Source organism: Marinobacterium arenosum (assembly GCF_019795155.1).
In the GTDB taxonomy this organism is placed as follows: Bacteria; Pseudomonadota; Gammaproteobacteria; order Pseudomonadales; family Balneatricaceae; genus Marinobacterium_C; species Marinobacterium_C arenosum.
This window is the reverse complement of the sequence record NZ_JAILYN010000008.1, coordinates 12194-27522: the sequence shown is the minus strand read 5'-3', so window position 1 is coordinate 27522 and position 15329 is coordinate 12194. Positions and strand designations below refer to the sequence as shown.

The following is a 15329-nucleotide window of genomic DNA, read 5'->3' as shown; positions in this document are numbered from 1 at the left end:
TCCTCTTCAGTAAACCTATCAAACGTTCTCAGTCAGCGGATCACAGGGTCCAGGGGGCCGCTTTGTCCGGGTTGATATTAAACTTGTGGATGGCCTTGGCGACAACGGAGCGCTCCAGCTTGCCGTCTTCCTGCAGCGCTTTCAGCGCGGCGACCACCACGTAGTAACGGTTCACTTCGAAGAATTCACGCAGCTTGCTGCGGGTATCCGAGCGACCGAAACCGTCGGTGCCCAGCACCTTGTACGTACGGTCGATATACGGGCGCAGCTGGTCGGCGTACATCCGCATGTAATCGGTGGAGGCGATCACCGGGCCCTGACGATCCTTCAGGCAGTCGGCCAGGTAGGAGGTACGCTCCTCCGCTTCCGGGTTCAGCATGTTCCAGCGCTCGACGGACTGAGCGTCGCGGCGCAGCTCGTTGATCGAGGTGGTGCTCCAGATATCCGCTTCCACACCGAACTCGTCGCGCAGGATGGTCGCCGCTTCGCGCACCTCGCGCAGGATGGTACCGCAGCCGAACAGCTGGACCTTCAGATCGGCGTCTTTGCCCTCTTCCAGCAGGTACATCCCCTTGACGATACCCTCCTCGGCGCCCTGCGGCATCTCCGGATGGTGGTAGTTCTCGTTCATCGTGGTGATGTAGTAGAACTTGTTCTCCTGGTCCTGGTACATCCGCTTCAGGCCGTCCTGCACGATCACGGTCAGCTCGTAGCCGTAGGTCGGATCGTAGGAGACGCAGTTCGGGATCATCTGCGCCATCAGGTGGCTGTGGCCGTCCTGGTGCTGCAGACCTTCACCGTTCAGCGTGGTACGGCCGGAGGTGGCACCGATCAGGAAACCGCGCGCCTGCATATCGCCGGCCGCCCAGGCCAGGTCCATGATGCGCTGGAAGCCGAACATCGAGTAGTAGATGTAGAACGGCACCATGGTGCAGTTGTTGTTGGCGTAGGAGGTCGCTGCCGCGATCCAGGCCGACATCGCACCGGCTTCGTTGATCCCCTCTTCCAGGATCTGACCGGTCTTGGATTCCTTGTAGAACATGATCTGGTCGGCGTCGTGCGGCACGTAACGCTGACCTTCGGAGGTGTAGATGCCCAACTGACGGAACATCCCCTCCATACCGAAGGTACGGGCTTCGTCCGGTACGATCGGTACCACCCGCTCGCCCATGTTCTTGTCTTTCACCAGAGTACTGAGCACGCGGTTCAGCGCCATCTGGGTGGACAGGGTACGCTTGCCGCTCTCCTTCAGGTTATTGGCGAAGGTATCCAGCGGCGGAACTTCCAGTTTTTCGAATTCGGTCCGGCGCACCGGGTAGAAACCACCCAGCTTCTGGCGCCGTTCCATCATGTACTTCATCTCCGGCGAATCCGGCGACGGACGGTAGTACGGCACGTCCTTCAGCTGGTCGTCGCTCAGCGGGATGTTGAAACGATCACGGAAATCGACCAGGTCATCCAGCGCGACCTTCTTCATCGAGTGGGTGTCGTTTTTCGCTTCGCCGGACTTACCGGTGCCGTAGCCCTTGACGGTCTGCGCCAGGATCACGGTCGGCTGGCCCTTGTTGTTCATCGCCTGGTGGTAGGCCGCGTACACCTTGTACGGGTCGTGGCCGCCACGGTTCAGGTTCATGATCTCGTCATCGGACATGTCCTTGACCATCTCGAGCAGCTCCGGGTATTTGCCGAAGAAATGCTCGCGGGTGTAGGCGCCACCGTTAGCCTTGTAGTTCTGCAGTTCACCGTCGCAGACTTCGTCCATGCGCTTCTGCAGCAGGCCCTTGTCGTCTTTTTCGAACAGCGGGTCCCAGTGACGGCCCCACAGGCACTTGATCACGTTCCAGCCGGCGCCGCGGAACACGCCTTCCAGCTCCTGCACGATCTTGCCGTTACCACGTACCGGACCGTCCAGACGCTGCAGGTTACAGTTGATCACGAAGACCAGGTTTTCCAGCTGCTCGCGGCCGGCCAGGGCGATCGCACCGAGGGACTCCGGCTCGTCGCACTCACCGTCGCCGAGGAACGCCCAAACCTTGCGGTCGCCACGGTTGATCAGGCCACGGGCGGACAGGTAACGCATCACGTGCGCCTGGTAGATCGCCTGGATCGGGCCCAGGCCCATGGAGACGGTCGGGAACTGCCAGAAGTCCGGCATCAGCCAGGGGTGCGGGTAGGAGGACAGGCCGTTGCCGTCCACTTCACGACGGAAGTTGTCCAGTTGCTCTTCGGTCAGCCGGCCTTCCAGGTAGGCACGGGCGTAGATACCCGGCGAGATGTGGCCCTGGAAGAACACCATGTCGGCATCCTGTTCGCCGTCGTTACCGCGGAAGAAGTAGTTGAAGCCGATGTCGTACAGCGTGGCGGAAGAGGAGAAGGAGGAGATGTGGCCGCCCAGACCTTCGTCGTTGTCGTTGGCGCGCATCACCATCGCCATCGCGTTCCAGCGGATGAAGGAACGGATACGGCGCTCCATGAACAGATCGCCAGGCATGCGGACTTCATCTTTCGGCGCAATGGTATTGCGGTAGGGCGTGGTCAGCGTGCCCGCTGCGCTCACCCCCAGATCGGAAGCGCGTTCACCCAGCTTACGCAACAGGAACTTGGCTCGGTCGTCGCCTTCGCTCTTGGCAACTGACTCTAGCGCTTCCAGCCACTCTTGCGTTTCGATAGGATCAATGTCTTCGATAAACTCTTGCACTTTGCCTTCTCCACTCTTGGTTTACGCCGTGTTTCCGTATCGGTACCTTATCGGCAGAGCCACGCACCATGCTGCATTGCAGCAAAACGTAGCCGTCCCTTCTTTTTGTAGTAATACTACAGATCAGTCCGAGAACTGTCTACAAAAGTCCGACAGACACCGCCTTACGGGGTATGAGGGCTTCACTTTTTGTAGTTTAAGTACATTCGCCGCGACCGCCCGATTTTCGGGCCGGATTCGACTGCGGCATGTAGCGGCCGTCCGGTTGCAGCGGGCGCCGTCCATCCGTTGGCCTGCCGATCATCCGGCGCTTTTGCTACAACCCGATTACAGCATAGTAGAGCGCGGCAATGCTGCCGCCCCGAGACAACGAGGCGGTCTCACCCGCTGGTGATCTCGGCCCGGCGCAGGGCCCGTTCGACACGGGAGTTCTCCCGGCCCTGCTCCAACAGGGCATCCTCGACGTAGGCCAGGTGGGTATGGGCGGCGTGGCGCGCCCGTTCGGGGTCGCCGTCAAGGATCGCATCCATCAGCAGCTTGTGCTGTTCGTGGATCTTCTGCCGGTAGTCCGCCTTCGGATAGATATTGTGCAGGTTGTCCCAGATATGCTGGCGCAGCAGGCTGAACAGCGCCCGCATCATATGCAGCAGCACCATGTTGTGGGTGGCGGCGGCGATCGACAGGTGGAAGTCGACATCGGCCACCACCTCCTTATCGAACTCCTTGGTGGCGTGGAAGCCCTCAAGCGTCTGGTAACACTTGCGGATCGCCTCCTTGTCGGCGGTGGTACTGCGCAGCGCGGCATAGTAGGCCGACACCCCTTCCAGCGCATGACGGAACTCCAGCAGGTCGTATTGGGCTTCGGGGTGGGTCTTGAACAGCTCCAGCAGCGGGTCGGAGAAGGAGCCGCCCAGATCTTCGGAAACATAGGTACCGCCGCCCTGCCGGCTGACCAGCAGCCCTTTGGCCGCCAGCTTCTGCACCGCTTCACGCAATGAGGGCCGGGACACCTCGAACTCCTTTGCCAGCTCCCGCTCCGGCGGCAGCTTCTGGCCCGGTTTCAGCGTTCCTTCAAGGATCATCGCCTCCATCTGCTGCATGATCACATCAGACAGCTTCGGCTGTTTAACCCGTTGATACGCCATATCAATCTCTCCCGACAACAGGATTGGTAAGACCAATAATCCTACCCTGATCCCGCGCTGACGACCAGTCCACGCCCCGGCAGCGCACCAATTTCAGTGCCGATTCACAAATTGGTCATACCATTATTATTAAAATTTACGCTCAAAGTATCACAAGAATAATCCGTTTCAAGCGGATTTGAGCGGGAATGCGAACACAAAAAAGTCATTGACAGCCTCTGTACGAAAAAAATACAGTAGCCATTCAACCAGTGGGTAAATTGGTATTACCAATATTATCAGACTAGGTTAAAGCCCATGACGCCGCCAGCCTGTGCCGTCATGGCGGTCGTCCCGAACTACATAACAACAACTAGCCTGTAAAGGATGTGTCATGAAAAAGCTTGCGAAAACCGTGCTCTCCACCGCCATCATTTCCGCGGCCGCGCTGTCCGTTACCGCCCCTGCCAACGCCGCAGACAAAATCCTGCTGAAAACACCGGTCGCCTTCGGTACCAACCTTCCTGCGCTGGGCAGCCCGATCCTGTGGGTTGCTGAACAGCTGAAGGTGATGTCGGACGGCAACATCAAGATGAAGATCTACGAGCCGGGCAAACTGGTCAGCCCGCCGGAGATCCTCGACGCGGTCTCCTCAGGCAAAGTGAATTCCGGTTACGCCACCGCCGGTTACTGGCAGGGCAAACTGCCGGCGGCGGCGCTTTTCTCCGCGGTCCCGTTCGGTCCTGAAGCGGGCGAATACATGGCCTGGCTGTACTACGGCAACGGCCTGAAGCTGTACCAGGAGATGTACGACAACGGCGGCTACAACGTTAAGGTCATCCCCTGCACCATCAACTCGCCGGAAACCTCCGGCTGGTTCTCCAAGCCGATCGAGAAGCCGGAAGACCTGAAAGGCCTGAACATGCGCTTCTTCGGCCTGGGCGCCTCGGTGATGGAGAAGCTGGGCGTGGGCACCGTGCAGCTGCCGGGCGGCGAGATCTTCGGCGCACTGGAGAAAGGCGCCATCGACGCCTCCGAGTTCTCCCAGCCGGTGGTCGACCAGCGCCTGGGCTTCCACAAGATCGTCAAGTACAACTACTTCCCGGGCTGGCACCAGCAGGCCACCATCTTCGAGCTGCTGGTTAACAAAGATGCCTGGAATAAGATGAGCAAAGGCCAGCAGGCGATCGTCGAGAACACCTGTAAGGCGTCCATGACCAACTCCCTCGCCGAAGGTGAAGCAATGCAGTTCCCGGTGATGGCCAAAGCCCAGCAGAACGGTGTAGAGATCCGCTACTGGAATCAGACCATGCTGGATACCTTCCAGGCCAAGTGGGACGAGGTGGTTGCCGAGAAATCCGCCGCCGACCCGTTCTTCAAGAAGGTCTGGGATGACATGAGCACCTTCCGCGAAGGCTACGACCTGTGGGAAGCCAACGCCTTCCTGCCGCGCACCCGGAAGAACTGATCCACTGCGTAGCAACAAGCAACACCATCGCAGCGGGCCGCCATCCGGCGGTCCGTCTGCGCTCGCCCGTTCCGGGCACCATAACTATAACGATCTGATTGAATTAAAAGGGTAGGGTCTTCCGGTGACTGAACAAGATAAGCTGCCGCCAGTGCCTCTGGCCGATAGCATCGACCGGCTGATACGGCGGATCGGGCTCAGCGTGGCCTGGGTCTACGTACTGCTGGTGATGGTCATTATTCTGCAGGTGGTGCTGCGCAAGGGATTCTCCAGCGGGCTGATCGCGCTCGAAGAGCTGCAGTGGCACCTCTATGCGCTGGGGGTGATGTTTGGTTTGAGTTATGCGCAGACCACCAACTCGCATATCCGCGTCGACCTGTTCTATTCCCATTTTCGCGCGAAAACCAAACGGATCGTCGAAGTGGTGGGCATTCTGACGCTGGTGCTGCCGTTCATCGCGATCGTATTTTTCCATAGCCTGGATTTCCTGGCCGATTCCTGGCGTATCAATGAACACTCGTCCGCCCCGTCCGGCCTGCCCTGGCGCTGGCTGATCAAGGGCGTTATCCCGATCAGTTTCGCACTGCTGGCATTGGCGATGATCTCCCGCCTGATCCGCGACCTGACGCTGCTTGTACGAGGTGACGATTGATGGAAATTAACGAGATTCTGGTTATCGCGATGTTCCTGTCGTTCATCGCGCTGCTGTTTACCGGTATCCCGGTGGCCTGGGTACTGGGCGGTATCGGCGTACTGTTCGCCGGCATCGGTTACCTGGCCGACACCTATTTCGACACCATCACCGGGCTGGATTACACCACCCTCGGGCTGGTGGTGAACCGGCTGTGGAAGATCATGGACAACTGGATCCTGGTCGCCCTGCCGATGTTTATCTTCATGGGCATCATGCTGGACAAGTCCGGCGTCGCCGAGCGGCTGATGCAGTCGATGCAGGAGCTGTTCGGCCGGGTGCGCGGCGGGCTGGCGATCACCGTCACCGCGATCGGCATCATCCTGGCCGCCTCCACCGGCATCATCGGCGCCTCGGTGGTACTGCTGGCGGTGATGTCGCTGCCGTCGATGACCAAGCAGGGCTACGCGATGCCGCTGGCGCTGGGCACCATCGCCTCGGCCGGCACCCTGGGGATCCTGATCCCGCCATCGATCATGCTGGTGATCATGGCCGACCAGCTCGGCCTGTCGGTCGGCGACCTGTTCATGGGCGCGGTGTTCCCCGGCCTGATGCTGGGCGCCATGTATATCCTCTACATTCTGGTGACCGGCTGGCTGAAGCCGGACGCGGCGCCGATCCCGGCCGACGCCAAGCCGATCACCGCGGCGGCGTTCGTCAACGTAATGAAGGCGGTGCTGCCGACCCTGCTGCTGATCTTCGTGGTGCTGGGCTCGATCTTCGCCGGTATCGCCACACCGACCGAGGCCTCCGGCGTCGGCGCCTTCGGCGCCACCCTGCTGGCGCTGTACAACAGGAAGTTCAACGTCAAGGTACTGAAGGAGGTGGTGGCCGGCACCATGAACACCACCGCCTACATCTTCGCGATCTTCATCGGCGCCACCTGCTTCGCGCTGGTGCTGCGCGAGCTGGGCGGCGACGAGCTGATCGAGTCGTTCCTGACCGGGCTGCCGTTCGGCCCGTACGGCATCATCTTCTTCATCCTCGGGGTGATCTTCCTGCTCGGCTTCTTCCTCGACTGGATCGAGATCACGCTGATCATCCTGCCGCTGCTGGCACCGGTGATCTCGGCGCTGGGGCTGGATATCGACGGCTACGGCGTGGTCGACAACCCGGAGCTGGTGTGGTTCGTGATGCTGGTGGCGATGGCGTTGCAGACCTCGTTCCTGACGCCACCGGTCGGCTTCGCGCTGTTCTACCTGAAGGGGGTCTGCCCGCCGAACGTCAAGCTGACCGATATCTACAAGGGGGTGATCCCGTTCATCTTGCTGCAGCTGCTCGGCCTGCTGATCCTGGTGTTCTGGCCGCAGCTGGTGCTCTGGCTGCCGGCCAACGCCTACAGCTGATCGGCCGAGCCGACGGCCACCCTCGGGGAAGCGTCCGCCTCCCCGCCTTGATCTTTGACGCCCCGGCCAGTCCGGCCGGAGGCGTCTCGCTTCAATCATACTTATAACGATAACGGCCCAGACGGCCCGTGCAGGGCCTGGGCCGAACCCAGGTGAGGTTAGTTGAGCTCATGAAACCGGCATACCAGGCGTTCTACGACCGGCTCAAGACATTCATTCCCGAACAGCGGCTGATCCACGATCCGCTGCGCACCCTGGCCTATGGCACCGACGCCAGCTTCTACCGGCTGATCCCACAACTGGTGGTACGGGTGGAGTCGGAAGCTGAAGTGATCCGCATCGTCCAACTGGCCACCGAACAGCAGATCCCGATCACCTTCCGCGCCGCCGGCACCAGCCTGTCCGGCCAGGCGGTGACCGATTCGGTGCTGATCCAGCTCGGTGACGGTTGGCGCGATCACCGGATCAACGAAGACGCCAGCGAGATCGCCCTGCAGCCGGGCGTGATCGGCGGTCATGCCAACCGCTACCTGGCGCCGTTCAACAAGAAGATCGGCCCCGACCCGGCCTCGATCAACGCCGCCAAGGTCGGCGGCATCGCCGCCAACAACGCCTCCGGCATGTGTTGCGGCACCGCTCAGAACAGCTACCGCACGCTGAAAAGCATGCGCCTGGTGCTGGCCGACGGCAGCCTGTTGGACACCGGCGACAGCGCCTCGGTCGGTCAATTCCGCAGTAGCCACAAAGGGCTGCTGGACGCACTGGACGCACTGGCCCGCCAGACCCGCGCCAACGACACGCTGCGCCAGCGGATCGAGCACAAATACCGGCTCAAGAACACCACCGGCTATGCGCTCAATGCGCTGGTCGACTTCGAAGACCCGATCGATATCCTGCAGCACCTGATGATCGGCTCCGAGGGCACCCTCGGCTTCATGTCGGAGATCACCTACCGCACCGTCGACGAGCATCCGAACAAGGCCTCGGCGCTGATCTTCTTCAACAGCGTGCGCACCACCTGCGAGGCGGTGGCACTGCTGAAGCGGGCCCCGGTGGCGGCGGTCGAGCTGATGGACCGGGCCGGCCTGCGTTCAGTGGAGGCGCAGCCGGGCATGCCGGCGTTCATCCGCGAACTGCCGGAGGACGCCGCCGCACTGCTGGTGGAAACCCGCGCCGCCGATGCCGACAGCCTGGCCCGCCAGGTCGAGCAGATCAAGGCCTCGATCGCCGCGCTGGACACCGCCAAACCGGTCGAATTCTCGACCGATCCGGACGAATGCGCCCGCTACTGGGCGATCCGCAAGGGGCTGTTCCCGGCGGTCGGCGCGGTGCGGCAGACCGGCACCACGGTGATCATCGAGGACGTGGCCTTTCCGGTCGAGCAGCTGGCCCAGGCGGTACACGACCTGCATCAGCTGTTCCAGAAATGGCACTACGACGAGGCGCTGATCTTCGGCCACGCGCTGGAGGGCAACCTGCATTTCGTGTTCACCCAGGCGTTCGACAGCCAGGCGGAGATCGACCGTTACGAGGGGCTGATGGACGATGTCTGCGCGATGGTGGTCGGCCGCTACGACGGCTCGCTGAAGGCGGAACACGGCACCGGCCGCAACATGGCACCCTACGTCGAACTGGAGTGGGGCAGCGAAGCCTACGCGCTGATGTGGCAGCTGAAGGAGCTGCTCGATCCTCACAATATCCTCAACCCCGGCGTGGTGCTGAACCGCAACGACCGGGTGCATGTGGAAAACCTCAAGCCGCTGCCGGCGGCCGACCCGATTGTGGATAAGTGCATCGAGTGCGGTTTCTGCGAACCGAGCTGCCCGTCCCGCGACCTGACCCTGACGCCGCGCCAGCGGATCGTCATCTGGCGCGAGATCGCCCGGCTGGAAGCCAGTGGCGAAGACCCGCAGCGGCTGGCCGAGCTGCGCAAAGAGTACCAGTACCAGGGCGACGAAACCTGCGCCGCCTGCGGGCTCTGCTCTACCGCCTGCCCGGTCGGCATCAACACCGGCAACCTGACCCGTTCGATCCGCAGCCGCAACAACGAGAACCATACCAAGCTGGCCCAGTGGCTGGCCGAACACTACGCCGGCATCGGCCAAGCCTCCCGGGTCGCCTTCAAGGGCGCCGATATGATGCACGGCCTGATCGGCAGCAAGGCGATGTCGGCGATCACCGGCAGCGCCCGCAAGCTCAGCGGCGGCCGGGTGCAGCAGTGGAGCCCGGCGATGCCGACCGCGGCACCGAAGATCAAGCCGCAACCGCCACAACCGTCGGACGGCGATGCACCCCAGGTGGTCTACCTGCCCAGCTGCGCCAGCCGCACCATGGGGCCGGCCCGTGGTGCCGACGATACCCGGTCGCTGGCCGAGGTCACCGAGACGCTGCTGCGCAAGGCCGGCTACCAGGTGATCTACCCACCGCGGCTGGAGCAGCTCTGCTGCGGCATGCCGTTCCAGTCCAAGGGGATGTTCGAGGCGGCCGACTATAAATCCAGCGAGCTGGAGCAGGCGCTGCTGGAAGCGACCGACAACGGCCGCATCCCAGTCTACTCCGATACCAGCCCCTGCTCGCTGCGACTGGGCGAAAAGCTCGATAGCCGGCTTAAACTGTATGACAGCGTCGACTTTATCGACCGATTCCTGCTCGACCGGTTGCTGTTCCAGCCGATCGACGGGCCGGTGGCGTTGCATATCACCTGCTCCGCCAGCCGGATGGGCCAGGCCGAAAAACTGAAACGGATTCTGTCACGCTGCAGTCGTAAACTGGTGGTACCCGACCAGATCACCTGTTGCGGCTTCGCCGGCGACAAGGGCTTCAGTACACCGGAGCTGAATGCATCGGCGCTGCGGACCTTGAAAGATGCGGTGCAGGGCTGCCAGAGCGGTTACTCCACCAGCCGCACCTGCGAGATCGGCCTGAGCCACCACAGCGGCATCGATTACCAATCCATCGTCTACCTGATGGACCGTTGCTCGCAACCCAAACTGAGCGACAGCGCCAGTGAAGACAACCGTCGGATTCAGGCCAAGGAATTCTGAATCTGCTTTTAGGAGGCACAACGCTATGGCACTACCAGAGATCAACACCATCCTCTACACCAGCTCGCTGAGCGAACACACCCGGCCGGTGTTCCGCCAGGCGGTACGCCAGGCACTGGCCAACGACGCCAAGATCCTGATGCTGCACGTGGTGGAGCCGATGGGCGAGATGGGCCAGGCCCTGATCCAGAACTACCTGCCGAACGACCTGGTCAAGAAGGTTCATGACGAGGGGATCGACCAGATCAAGCAGTTGATGCGCGAGCGGGTCAGCAAGTTCTGCGAGGAGGAACTGAGCACGCTCGACCCGCGCCCCGAACTGGATATCGAGATCATCGTCGAAGAGGGCAACCATACCGACCAGATTCTGAATGTCGCCAAGCGCCAGCAGGTTGACCTGATCGTGATGGGCAACGAGAACCGCTTCGGTCACCACAGCCCGACCACCCACCAGGTGACCCGGCACGCCAAGGTACCGGTGCTGGCCGTTCCGACCGGCAAGCAATACGTGTAACCTTAGTCCCCCGCCCGGCAGCTGCGAGTGCTGCCGGGCGGGGCTAGCCTGTTTCCCGCCCTGCCGTCGGAGCCGTACATGGACGCCACCACGCTGAGTTTGCTGGATCGCATCTTCCAGACCGTTTTTCCGCTGACCGCGATCGTCGCCGTGGGCTTTATCTACGCCCGCCGCCATGCGCCGGATATGGCGCTACCCAACAAGCTCAACCTGGATATCTTCATCCCGGCGCTGATCTTCTCGGTGATGTCGGCCAAGTCGTTCCAGCTGGCCGACTACTCGCAACTGGCGATCGGCGCCGGCGCCGTGGTACTCGGCTCCGGACTGCTGCTGTTGCCGGTGTGCAAACTGCTGCACCTGAACCTGAAGACCTTCCTGCCGCCGATGATGTACAACAACAGCGGTAACCTGGGCATTCCGCTGGTGGTGCTGGCGTTCGGCGAGCAGGCGCTGCCGGCGGCGGTGGTGCTGTTCATCGTCGAGAACACCCTGCACTTCACCGTCGGCATCTATACCCTGGATCACCGTACCCGGCTGCTGTCGCTGCTGACCACACCGATCATCCTGGCCAGTGCCGCCGGCATCGGCTGGAGCCTGTCCGGCTGGGTGTTGCCAACCGCGCTGCACACCTTCATCGATATGCTGGGCCAGATCTCGATCCCGTTGATGCTGTTCGCGCTGGGGGTACGGATGACCTACGTGGATTTCGGCCAGTGGCGGATCGGCCTGCTCGGCGCGCTGCTCTGCCCGCTCAGCGGCGTGCTGATGGCACTGCTGGCACAATTGGTGCTGCAGCTGGACCCGGTGCAGTTCGGCTACCTGCTGCTGTTCGGCGCGCTGCCGCCGGCGGTGCTGAACTACATGCTGTCGGAGAAATACCAGCAGGAACCGCAACAGGTCGCCTCGATCGTACTGCTCGGCAATATGGCCAGTTTGCTGTTCATCCCGCTAACGCTGGCGTTTATTTTATGAGTTGAACTAAGGAACCTGTGAACAAGTCCCTTGGGCCTCTGGCTGTCGGAGCGATCAGAGATCAATACCCACACGCAAGGGCATAAAGGCAACGATTACAGGCGTACTGGTTGTCCCCGGAGCGCCGGCCGGACGTAAATCGTTAACGCAGAGCTCTGATTGCCCGGGTGCCGGACCACCGACAGCCCCGGAGGGCGAGTTCTAGAACGGCCATCTGCTTTGTCAGGCAGCTTGGAAAGGACGCGTCATTCCGCTGCGCTGCCTTTCGTGCATCTGACCGTTCTAGAGCCCGCAGAGAACATAAGGGACTTATTCACAGGTTCCCTAACCGGCCGTGCGGTGAGATTCGGTGAGATTCGGTGAGAATCGGTGAGAAAGGGTTATGCGGTTTATTTAAGGAAAGTCACGCGCTGCGCGCATTTACGCACAATAAAGCAGATCCAGAGAAGCGAATGGGGCGACGCCGGCTCAGCGCCGGGCCGCCCGGTTTTACCTAATACACCTAATGCACCTAATGCACCTACTGCGCGTTCGACTGCTGTCCGAGCTGCAGCATGCCTTCGTTCTTGGTCAGGATCGAACGACCCACTCCCTTGACCTCCAGCAACTGCTCAATGGATGTGAACGCACCATGCTCGGTGCGGTACTGCACGATCGCCTGAGCCTTGCTCGGCCCGATACCACGCAGTGCCGTCAACTGTTCAACGGTAGCGCTGTTCAGATCGATCGGCGGCTGGGCCCAGCTCAGGTTGGCGACGACAGCAAAGAGTACAGCCGCCAGCAGGCGGCTCCAATGTGGGTATTTCATCCGTGAATCTCCCATTCGGATTTTGGTAGGTATAAAAAAGGTTGGTTACAATGCAACCAACCCTTCCCTTTCTACCAGAGATTGGCCGAATTTCAACCAATGACGCTCTGCACTTCCGCCTCGATACGTTTCAACGCCTCGTCGGGATTGTCTGCCCGGGTAATCGGTCGACCGATCACCAGGTAGTCACTGCCGGCCCGTAGCGCTTCGGCCGGGGTCATGATCCGCCGCTGATCGCCCTGCTCGGCATCGGCCGGCCGGATACCCGGTGTCACCAGTTTGAAGTCGCGGCCGATGATCTCACGCAACGGCTGCACCTCCTGAGCGGAGCAGACCACGCCGTCCAGACCACTGCGTTCGGTCAGCTGTGCCAGCCGCTTGACCTGCTCCAGCGGGTCGATATCCAGGCCGATATCGGCCAGGTCGCTGCGCTCCATGCTGGTCAGTACGGTCACCGCGATCAGCAGGGTGTTGGCACCATTGACCTTTTCCAGCTCGTCGCGAGCGGCTTCCATCATCCGACGACCACCACAGGCGTGCACGTTGACCATCCAGACGCCCAACTCGGCCGCCGCGCGAACCGCCTTGGCGGTGGTATTGGGGATATCGTGGAATTTCAGGTCCAGAAAGAGTTCGAAGCCCTTGCCCTGCAGTGCCTCAACGATTGCCGGACCGCTACGGGTGAACAGTTCCTTGCCCACCTTGACTCGACAACGGGTCGGATCGAGCCGCTCCGCCATCGCCAGCGCCGCTTCAGAGTCCGCATAATCCAGGGCTACCAGTACTCGGTTCAGATCAACACTCATCTATCATCTCTTCTAACAATTATTCGCCTTCAAGCCCCTGAATCGGCTTGGTCACCCCCCATTTCTGGCAGGAGGGGCACTGCCAATGCAATGTCTTGCCGGAAAAGCCGCAGCTGTTGCAGCGATAAACCGGCTTGGACAACTCCAGTTGGCCGGTCAAGCCACGCAATACCCGCAGGCTGTCGCGGGCACTTTCCGAACCGTGCTCGATATGCATATCGATCAATCGGTTGAAGCCCTTCACCGAGGGCCGCTTTTTCAGCTCCTCGGTGACATAGCTGCCGGCGGCATAAAGCCCCCGCTGCTGCTTGATCTGGTCGGCCAGCATCAACATCACCGAGGTGGACGGTGCCTGGGCCATGCAACTCTGCAGGTAGCGGGCAAACTCTTCACGTCTGCCACACTCAGCATAGCAGTGGCGCAGATCCGCCAGGATTTCCGAGACAAACAGCGGATCCCGTTCGACCACCTGGGTTAGATGACGGATCGCCGTCTTCCACTGTTGCTGGGCCATCGCCAGTCGCGCATCCAGCAGGCCGACCCGCACCGACTGCGGGTCATACTGGGTCGCTTGGCGCAGGTGCCCCTGGGCCTCCTCATAGCCCTGCCGGGCAATCGCCTGCTCGGCCAGTTCACAGCAGTAGTGCGCCAGCTCACGATGCAATGGCTTCAGCTCATCCAGCGTCATCCGGGCGGCAGTATCCAGCGCCTGGTGCCACTCGCCCTCCTTCTCATACAACTTGATCAGCAGCGACAGCGCCTTGAAGCGACTCTCCTTCGGTGGATTCTGACGGATGATCTCGTCAAGCAGGTTCTCCGCCCGATCGAGCAGGCCAACAGCAAAATAATCCCGCGCCAGCGCCATCTGGATTCGGATGAAATCGTTGCGCGACAGGTCAGGACGGGCCAGCAGATTCTGGTGCAGCTTGATCGCCCGGTCGACATCGCCCTTGCGCCGAAACAGCTTGGCCAATGCCAGATGGGCGGGAATGGTATCAGAATTGATTTCCAGCGCACGGATGAAGCTTTCAATCGCTTCATCCATCCGCTCGTTCAGCAGGTAATCCAGACCGGTGAAGTATTCGTTGCTCAGATTGGCCGCCGGGCGGTGGTCGACCTTTTTCTGGCGACGGCCGAGCCACCAGCCGATCGCGACGGCCAGGAACAGTGGAACGATGAAAAGATAGCTCTGAAAATCAGGCGCCATCTTTCAGCGCTGCGGTGCGCAGCTGGTCCAGCTCTTTCTGGGCGTGGTTGAAACGGCGCCTGGCGGCACCCAGCCGGGTGCGCAGCACCAGCAAGGCCATCAGGCTGACCAGCATGCCGAGCGCGGCTCCGAGCAGCAGGAAGGCCATCAACCAGAGCGACAGGCTGGCTTGCGGTAGTTGCACAAACACCAGGTCGATCGCAACGGTCTGGGTATTATGGATGGTGAACAGAACCCCGACCAGCAGGGCAATAAGGCACAGAGCGCCGATAAGCAGAGTTTTTAACCAACGCACAGAGGGTGGTCTCCATTGTGTATCCGGCCAGCAGGGCCATGTTAATCGCGCAGCAGGCTGTCGTTAACCTGTTCACGCAGTTCCTTGCCGGGTTTGAAATGCGGTACGTACTTAGCGGTCAGTGAAACCGAAGCACCGGTTTTCGGGTTGCGACCGACCCGCGGTGCCCGGTAATGCAGTGAAAAACTGCCAAAGCCACGGATCTCGATACGGTCGCCATGCGAAAGCGCCTCGGTCATCTGGTCCAACATCGTTTTAACGGCCAACTCGACATCCTTAACCGACAACTGCTCATGCCGATCGACGAGGCGTTCTATCAGCTCAGACTTGGTCATGCGTTCCCCTCCGGACTATCG

13 protein-coding genes are annotated in these 15329 nt (G+C 61.1%); 6 read left to right on the top strand and 7 right to left on the bottom strand.

The features are described from left to right. Window positions 1-40: 40 nt before the first annotated feature. Both aceE and pdhR read right to left on the bottom strand, forming a co-directional pair. On the bottom strand, window positions 41-2698 hold the full coding sequence (gene aceE, locus K6T12_RS05445) for a pyruvate dehydrogenase (acetyl-transferring), homodimeric type (RefSeq protein ID WP_222220263.1): 2658 nt from the start codon (window positions 2696-2698) through the stop codon (window positions 41-43). A 380-nt stretch (window positions 2699-3078) separates the two neighbouring features. Further along, complete coding sequence (gene pdhR, locus K6T12_RS05440) at window positions 3079-3843, bottom strand: pyruvate dehydrogenase complex transcriptional repressor PdhR (RefSeq protein WP_222220261.1); 765 nt, start codon at window positions 3841-3843, stop codon at window positions 3079-3081. A 373-nt stretch (window positions 3844-4216) separates the two neighbouring features. On the opposite strand from pdhR, the gene K6T12_RS05435 reads away from it, so the two are divergent. The 6 genes from K6T12_RS05435 (at window position 4217) to K6T12_RS05410 (ending at window position 11857) form a co-directional block, all read left to right on the top strand. Beyond that, the gene (locus tag K6T12_RS05435; protein WP_222220259.1) at window positions 4217-5290 is read left to right on the top strand and encodes a TRAP transporter substrate-binding protein; all 1074 of its coding nucleotides are present in this window, start codon (window positions 4217-4219) and stop codon (window positions 5288-5290) included. Between the two features lie 124 nt (window positions 5291-5414). Continuing rightward, window positions 5415-5942 (top strand): TRAP transporter small permease subunit, encoded by a 528-nt coding sequence (locus K6T12_RS05430; protein WP_315853567.1) that lies wholly within the window; start codon window positions 5415-5417, stop codon window positions 5940-5942. Beyond that, window positions 5942-7327, top strand: a complete 1386-nt coding sequence (locus K6T12_RS05425; protein ID WP_222220257.1) for a TRAP transporter large permease — start codon at window positions 5942-5944, stop codon at window positions 7325-7327. The genes K6T12_RS05430 and K6T12_RS05425 overlap by 1 nt, the downstream gene beginning before the upstream one ends. A 170-nt stretch (window positions 7328-7497) precedes the next feature. After that, complete coding sequence (locus tag K6T12_RS05420; protein WP_222220255.1) at window positions 7498-10371, top strand: FAD-binding and (Fe-S)-binding domain-containing protein; 2874 nt, start codon at window positions 7498-7500, stop codon at window positions 10369-10371. A 25-nt stretch (window positions 10372-10396) separates the two neighbouring features. Continuing rightward, window positions 10397-10885: a universal stress protein gene (locus tag K6T12_RS05415; protein ID WP_222220254.1), complete on the top strand. Its 489-nt coding sequence runs from the start codon at window positions 10397-10399 to the stop codon at window positions 10883-10885. Window positions 10886-10963: 78 nt separating this feature from the next. Next, a complete protein-coding gene (locus tag K6T12_RS05410) occupies window positions 10964-11857 on the top strand; it encodes an AEC family transporter (RefSeq protein ID WP_222220252.1) in 894 nt (297 codons plus the stop codon). A gap of 520 nt (window positions 11858-12377) precedes the next feature. Here the strand turns inward: K6T12_RS05410 and K6T12_RS05405 are convergent. The 5 genes from K6T12_RS05405 to ihfB form a co-directional block, all read right to left on the bottom strand. Continuing rightward, window positions 12378-12665, bottom strand: a complete 288-nt coding sequence (locus tag K6T12_RS05405; RefSeq protein WP_222220250.1) for a ComEA family DNA-binding protein — start codon at window positions 12663-12665, stop codon at window positions 12378-12380. A gap of 92 nt (window positions 12666-12757) precedes the next feature. After that, the gene (gene pyrF, locus K6T12_RS05400) at window positions 12758-13471 is read right to left on the bottom strand and encodes an orotidine-5'-phosphate decarboxylase (RefSeq protein WP_222220248.1); all 714 of its coding nucleotides are present in this window, start codon (window positions 13469-13471) and stop codon (window positions 12758-12760) included. Between the two features lie 19 nt (window positions 13472-13490). Next, the gene (lapB, locus tag K6T12_RS05395; protein ID WP_222220246.1) at window positions 13491-14678 is read right to left on the bottom strand and encodes a lipopolysaccharide assembly protein LapB; all 1188 of its coding nucleotides are present in this window, start codon (window positions 14676-14678) and stop codon (window positions 13491-13493) included. Beyond that, a complete protein-coding gene (locus K6T12_RS05390) occupies window positions 14668-14973 on the bottom strand; it encodes a LapA family protein (protein WP_222220244.1) in 306 nt (101 codons plus the stop codon). Before K6T12_RS05390 ends, lapB begins: the two co-directional genes overlap by 11 nt. Before the next feature lie 41 nt (window positions 14974-15014). Beyond that, window positions 15015-15308 carry an integration host factor subunit beta gene (gene ihfB / locus K6T12_RS05385; protein ID WP_222220242.1) on the bottom strand — a complete coding sequence of 98 codons (294 nt, stop codon included), beginning with the start codon at window positions 15306-15308 and terminating at the stop codon, window positions 15015-15017. Window positions 15309-15329: the final 21 nt, after the last annotated feature.

Excerpts from the sequence above, each read along its gene's own strand:
- pdhR (WP_222220261.1), bottom strand. The coding sequence starts at position 3,843 with ATGGCGTATCAACGGGTTAAACAGCCGAAGCTGTCTGATGTGATCATG.
- K6T12_RS05435 (WP_222220259.1), top strand. The coding sequence starts at position 4,217 with ATGAAAAAGCTTGCGAAAACCGTGCTCTCCACCGCCATCATTTCCGCG.
- K6T12_RS05425 (WP_222220257.1), top strand. The coding sequence starts at position 5,942 with ATGGAAATTAACGAGATTCTGGTTATCGCGATGTTCCTGTCGTTCATC.
- K6T12_RS05420 (WP_222220255.1), top strand. The coding sequence starts at position 7,498 with ATGAAACCGGCATACCAGGCGTTCTACGACCGGCTCAAGACATTCATT.
- K6T12_RS05415 (WP_222220254.1), top strand. The coding sequence starts at position 10,397 with ATGGCACTACCAGAGATCAACACCATCCTCTACACCAGCTCGCTGAGC.
- K6T12_RS05410 (WP_222220252.1), top strand. The coding sequence starts at position 10,964 with ATGGACGCCACCACGCTGAGTTTGCTGGATCGCATCTTCCAGACCGTT.
- K6T12_RS05405 (WP_222220250.1), bottom strand. The coding sequence starts at position 12,665 with ATGAAATACCCACATTGGAGCCGCCTGCTGGCGGCTGTACTCTTTGCT.
- pyrF (WP_222220248.1), bottom strand. The coding sequence starts at position 13,471 with ATGAGTGTTGATCTGAACCGAGTACTGGTAGCCCTGGATTATGCGGAC.
- lapB (WP_222220246.1), bottom strand. The coding sequence starts at position 14,678 with ATGGCGCCTGATTTTCAGAGCTATCTTTTCATCGTTCCACTGTTCCTG.
- ihfB (WP_222220242.1), bottom strand. The coding sequence starts at position 15,308 with ATGACCAAGTCTGAGCTGATAGAACGCCTCGTCGATCGGCATGAGCAG.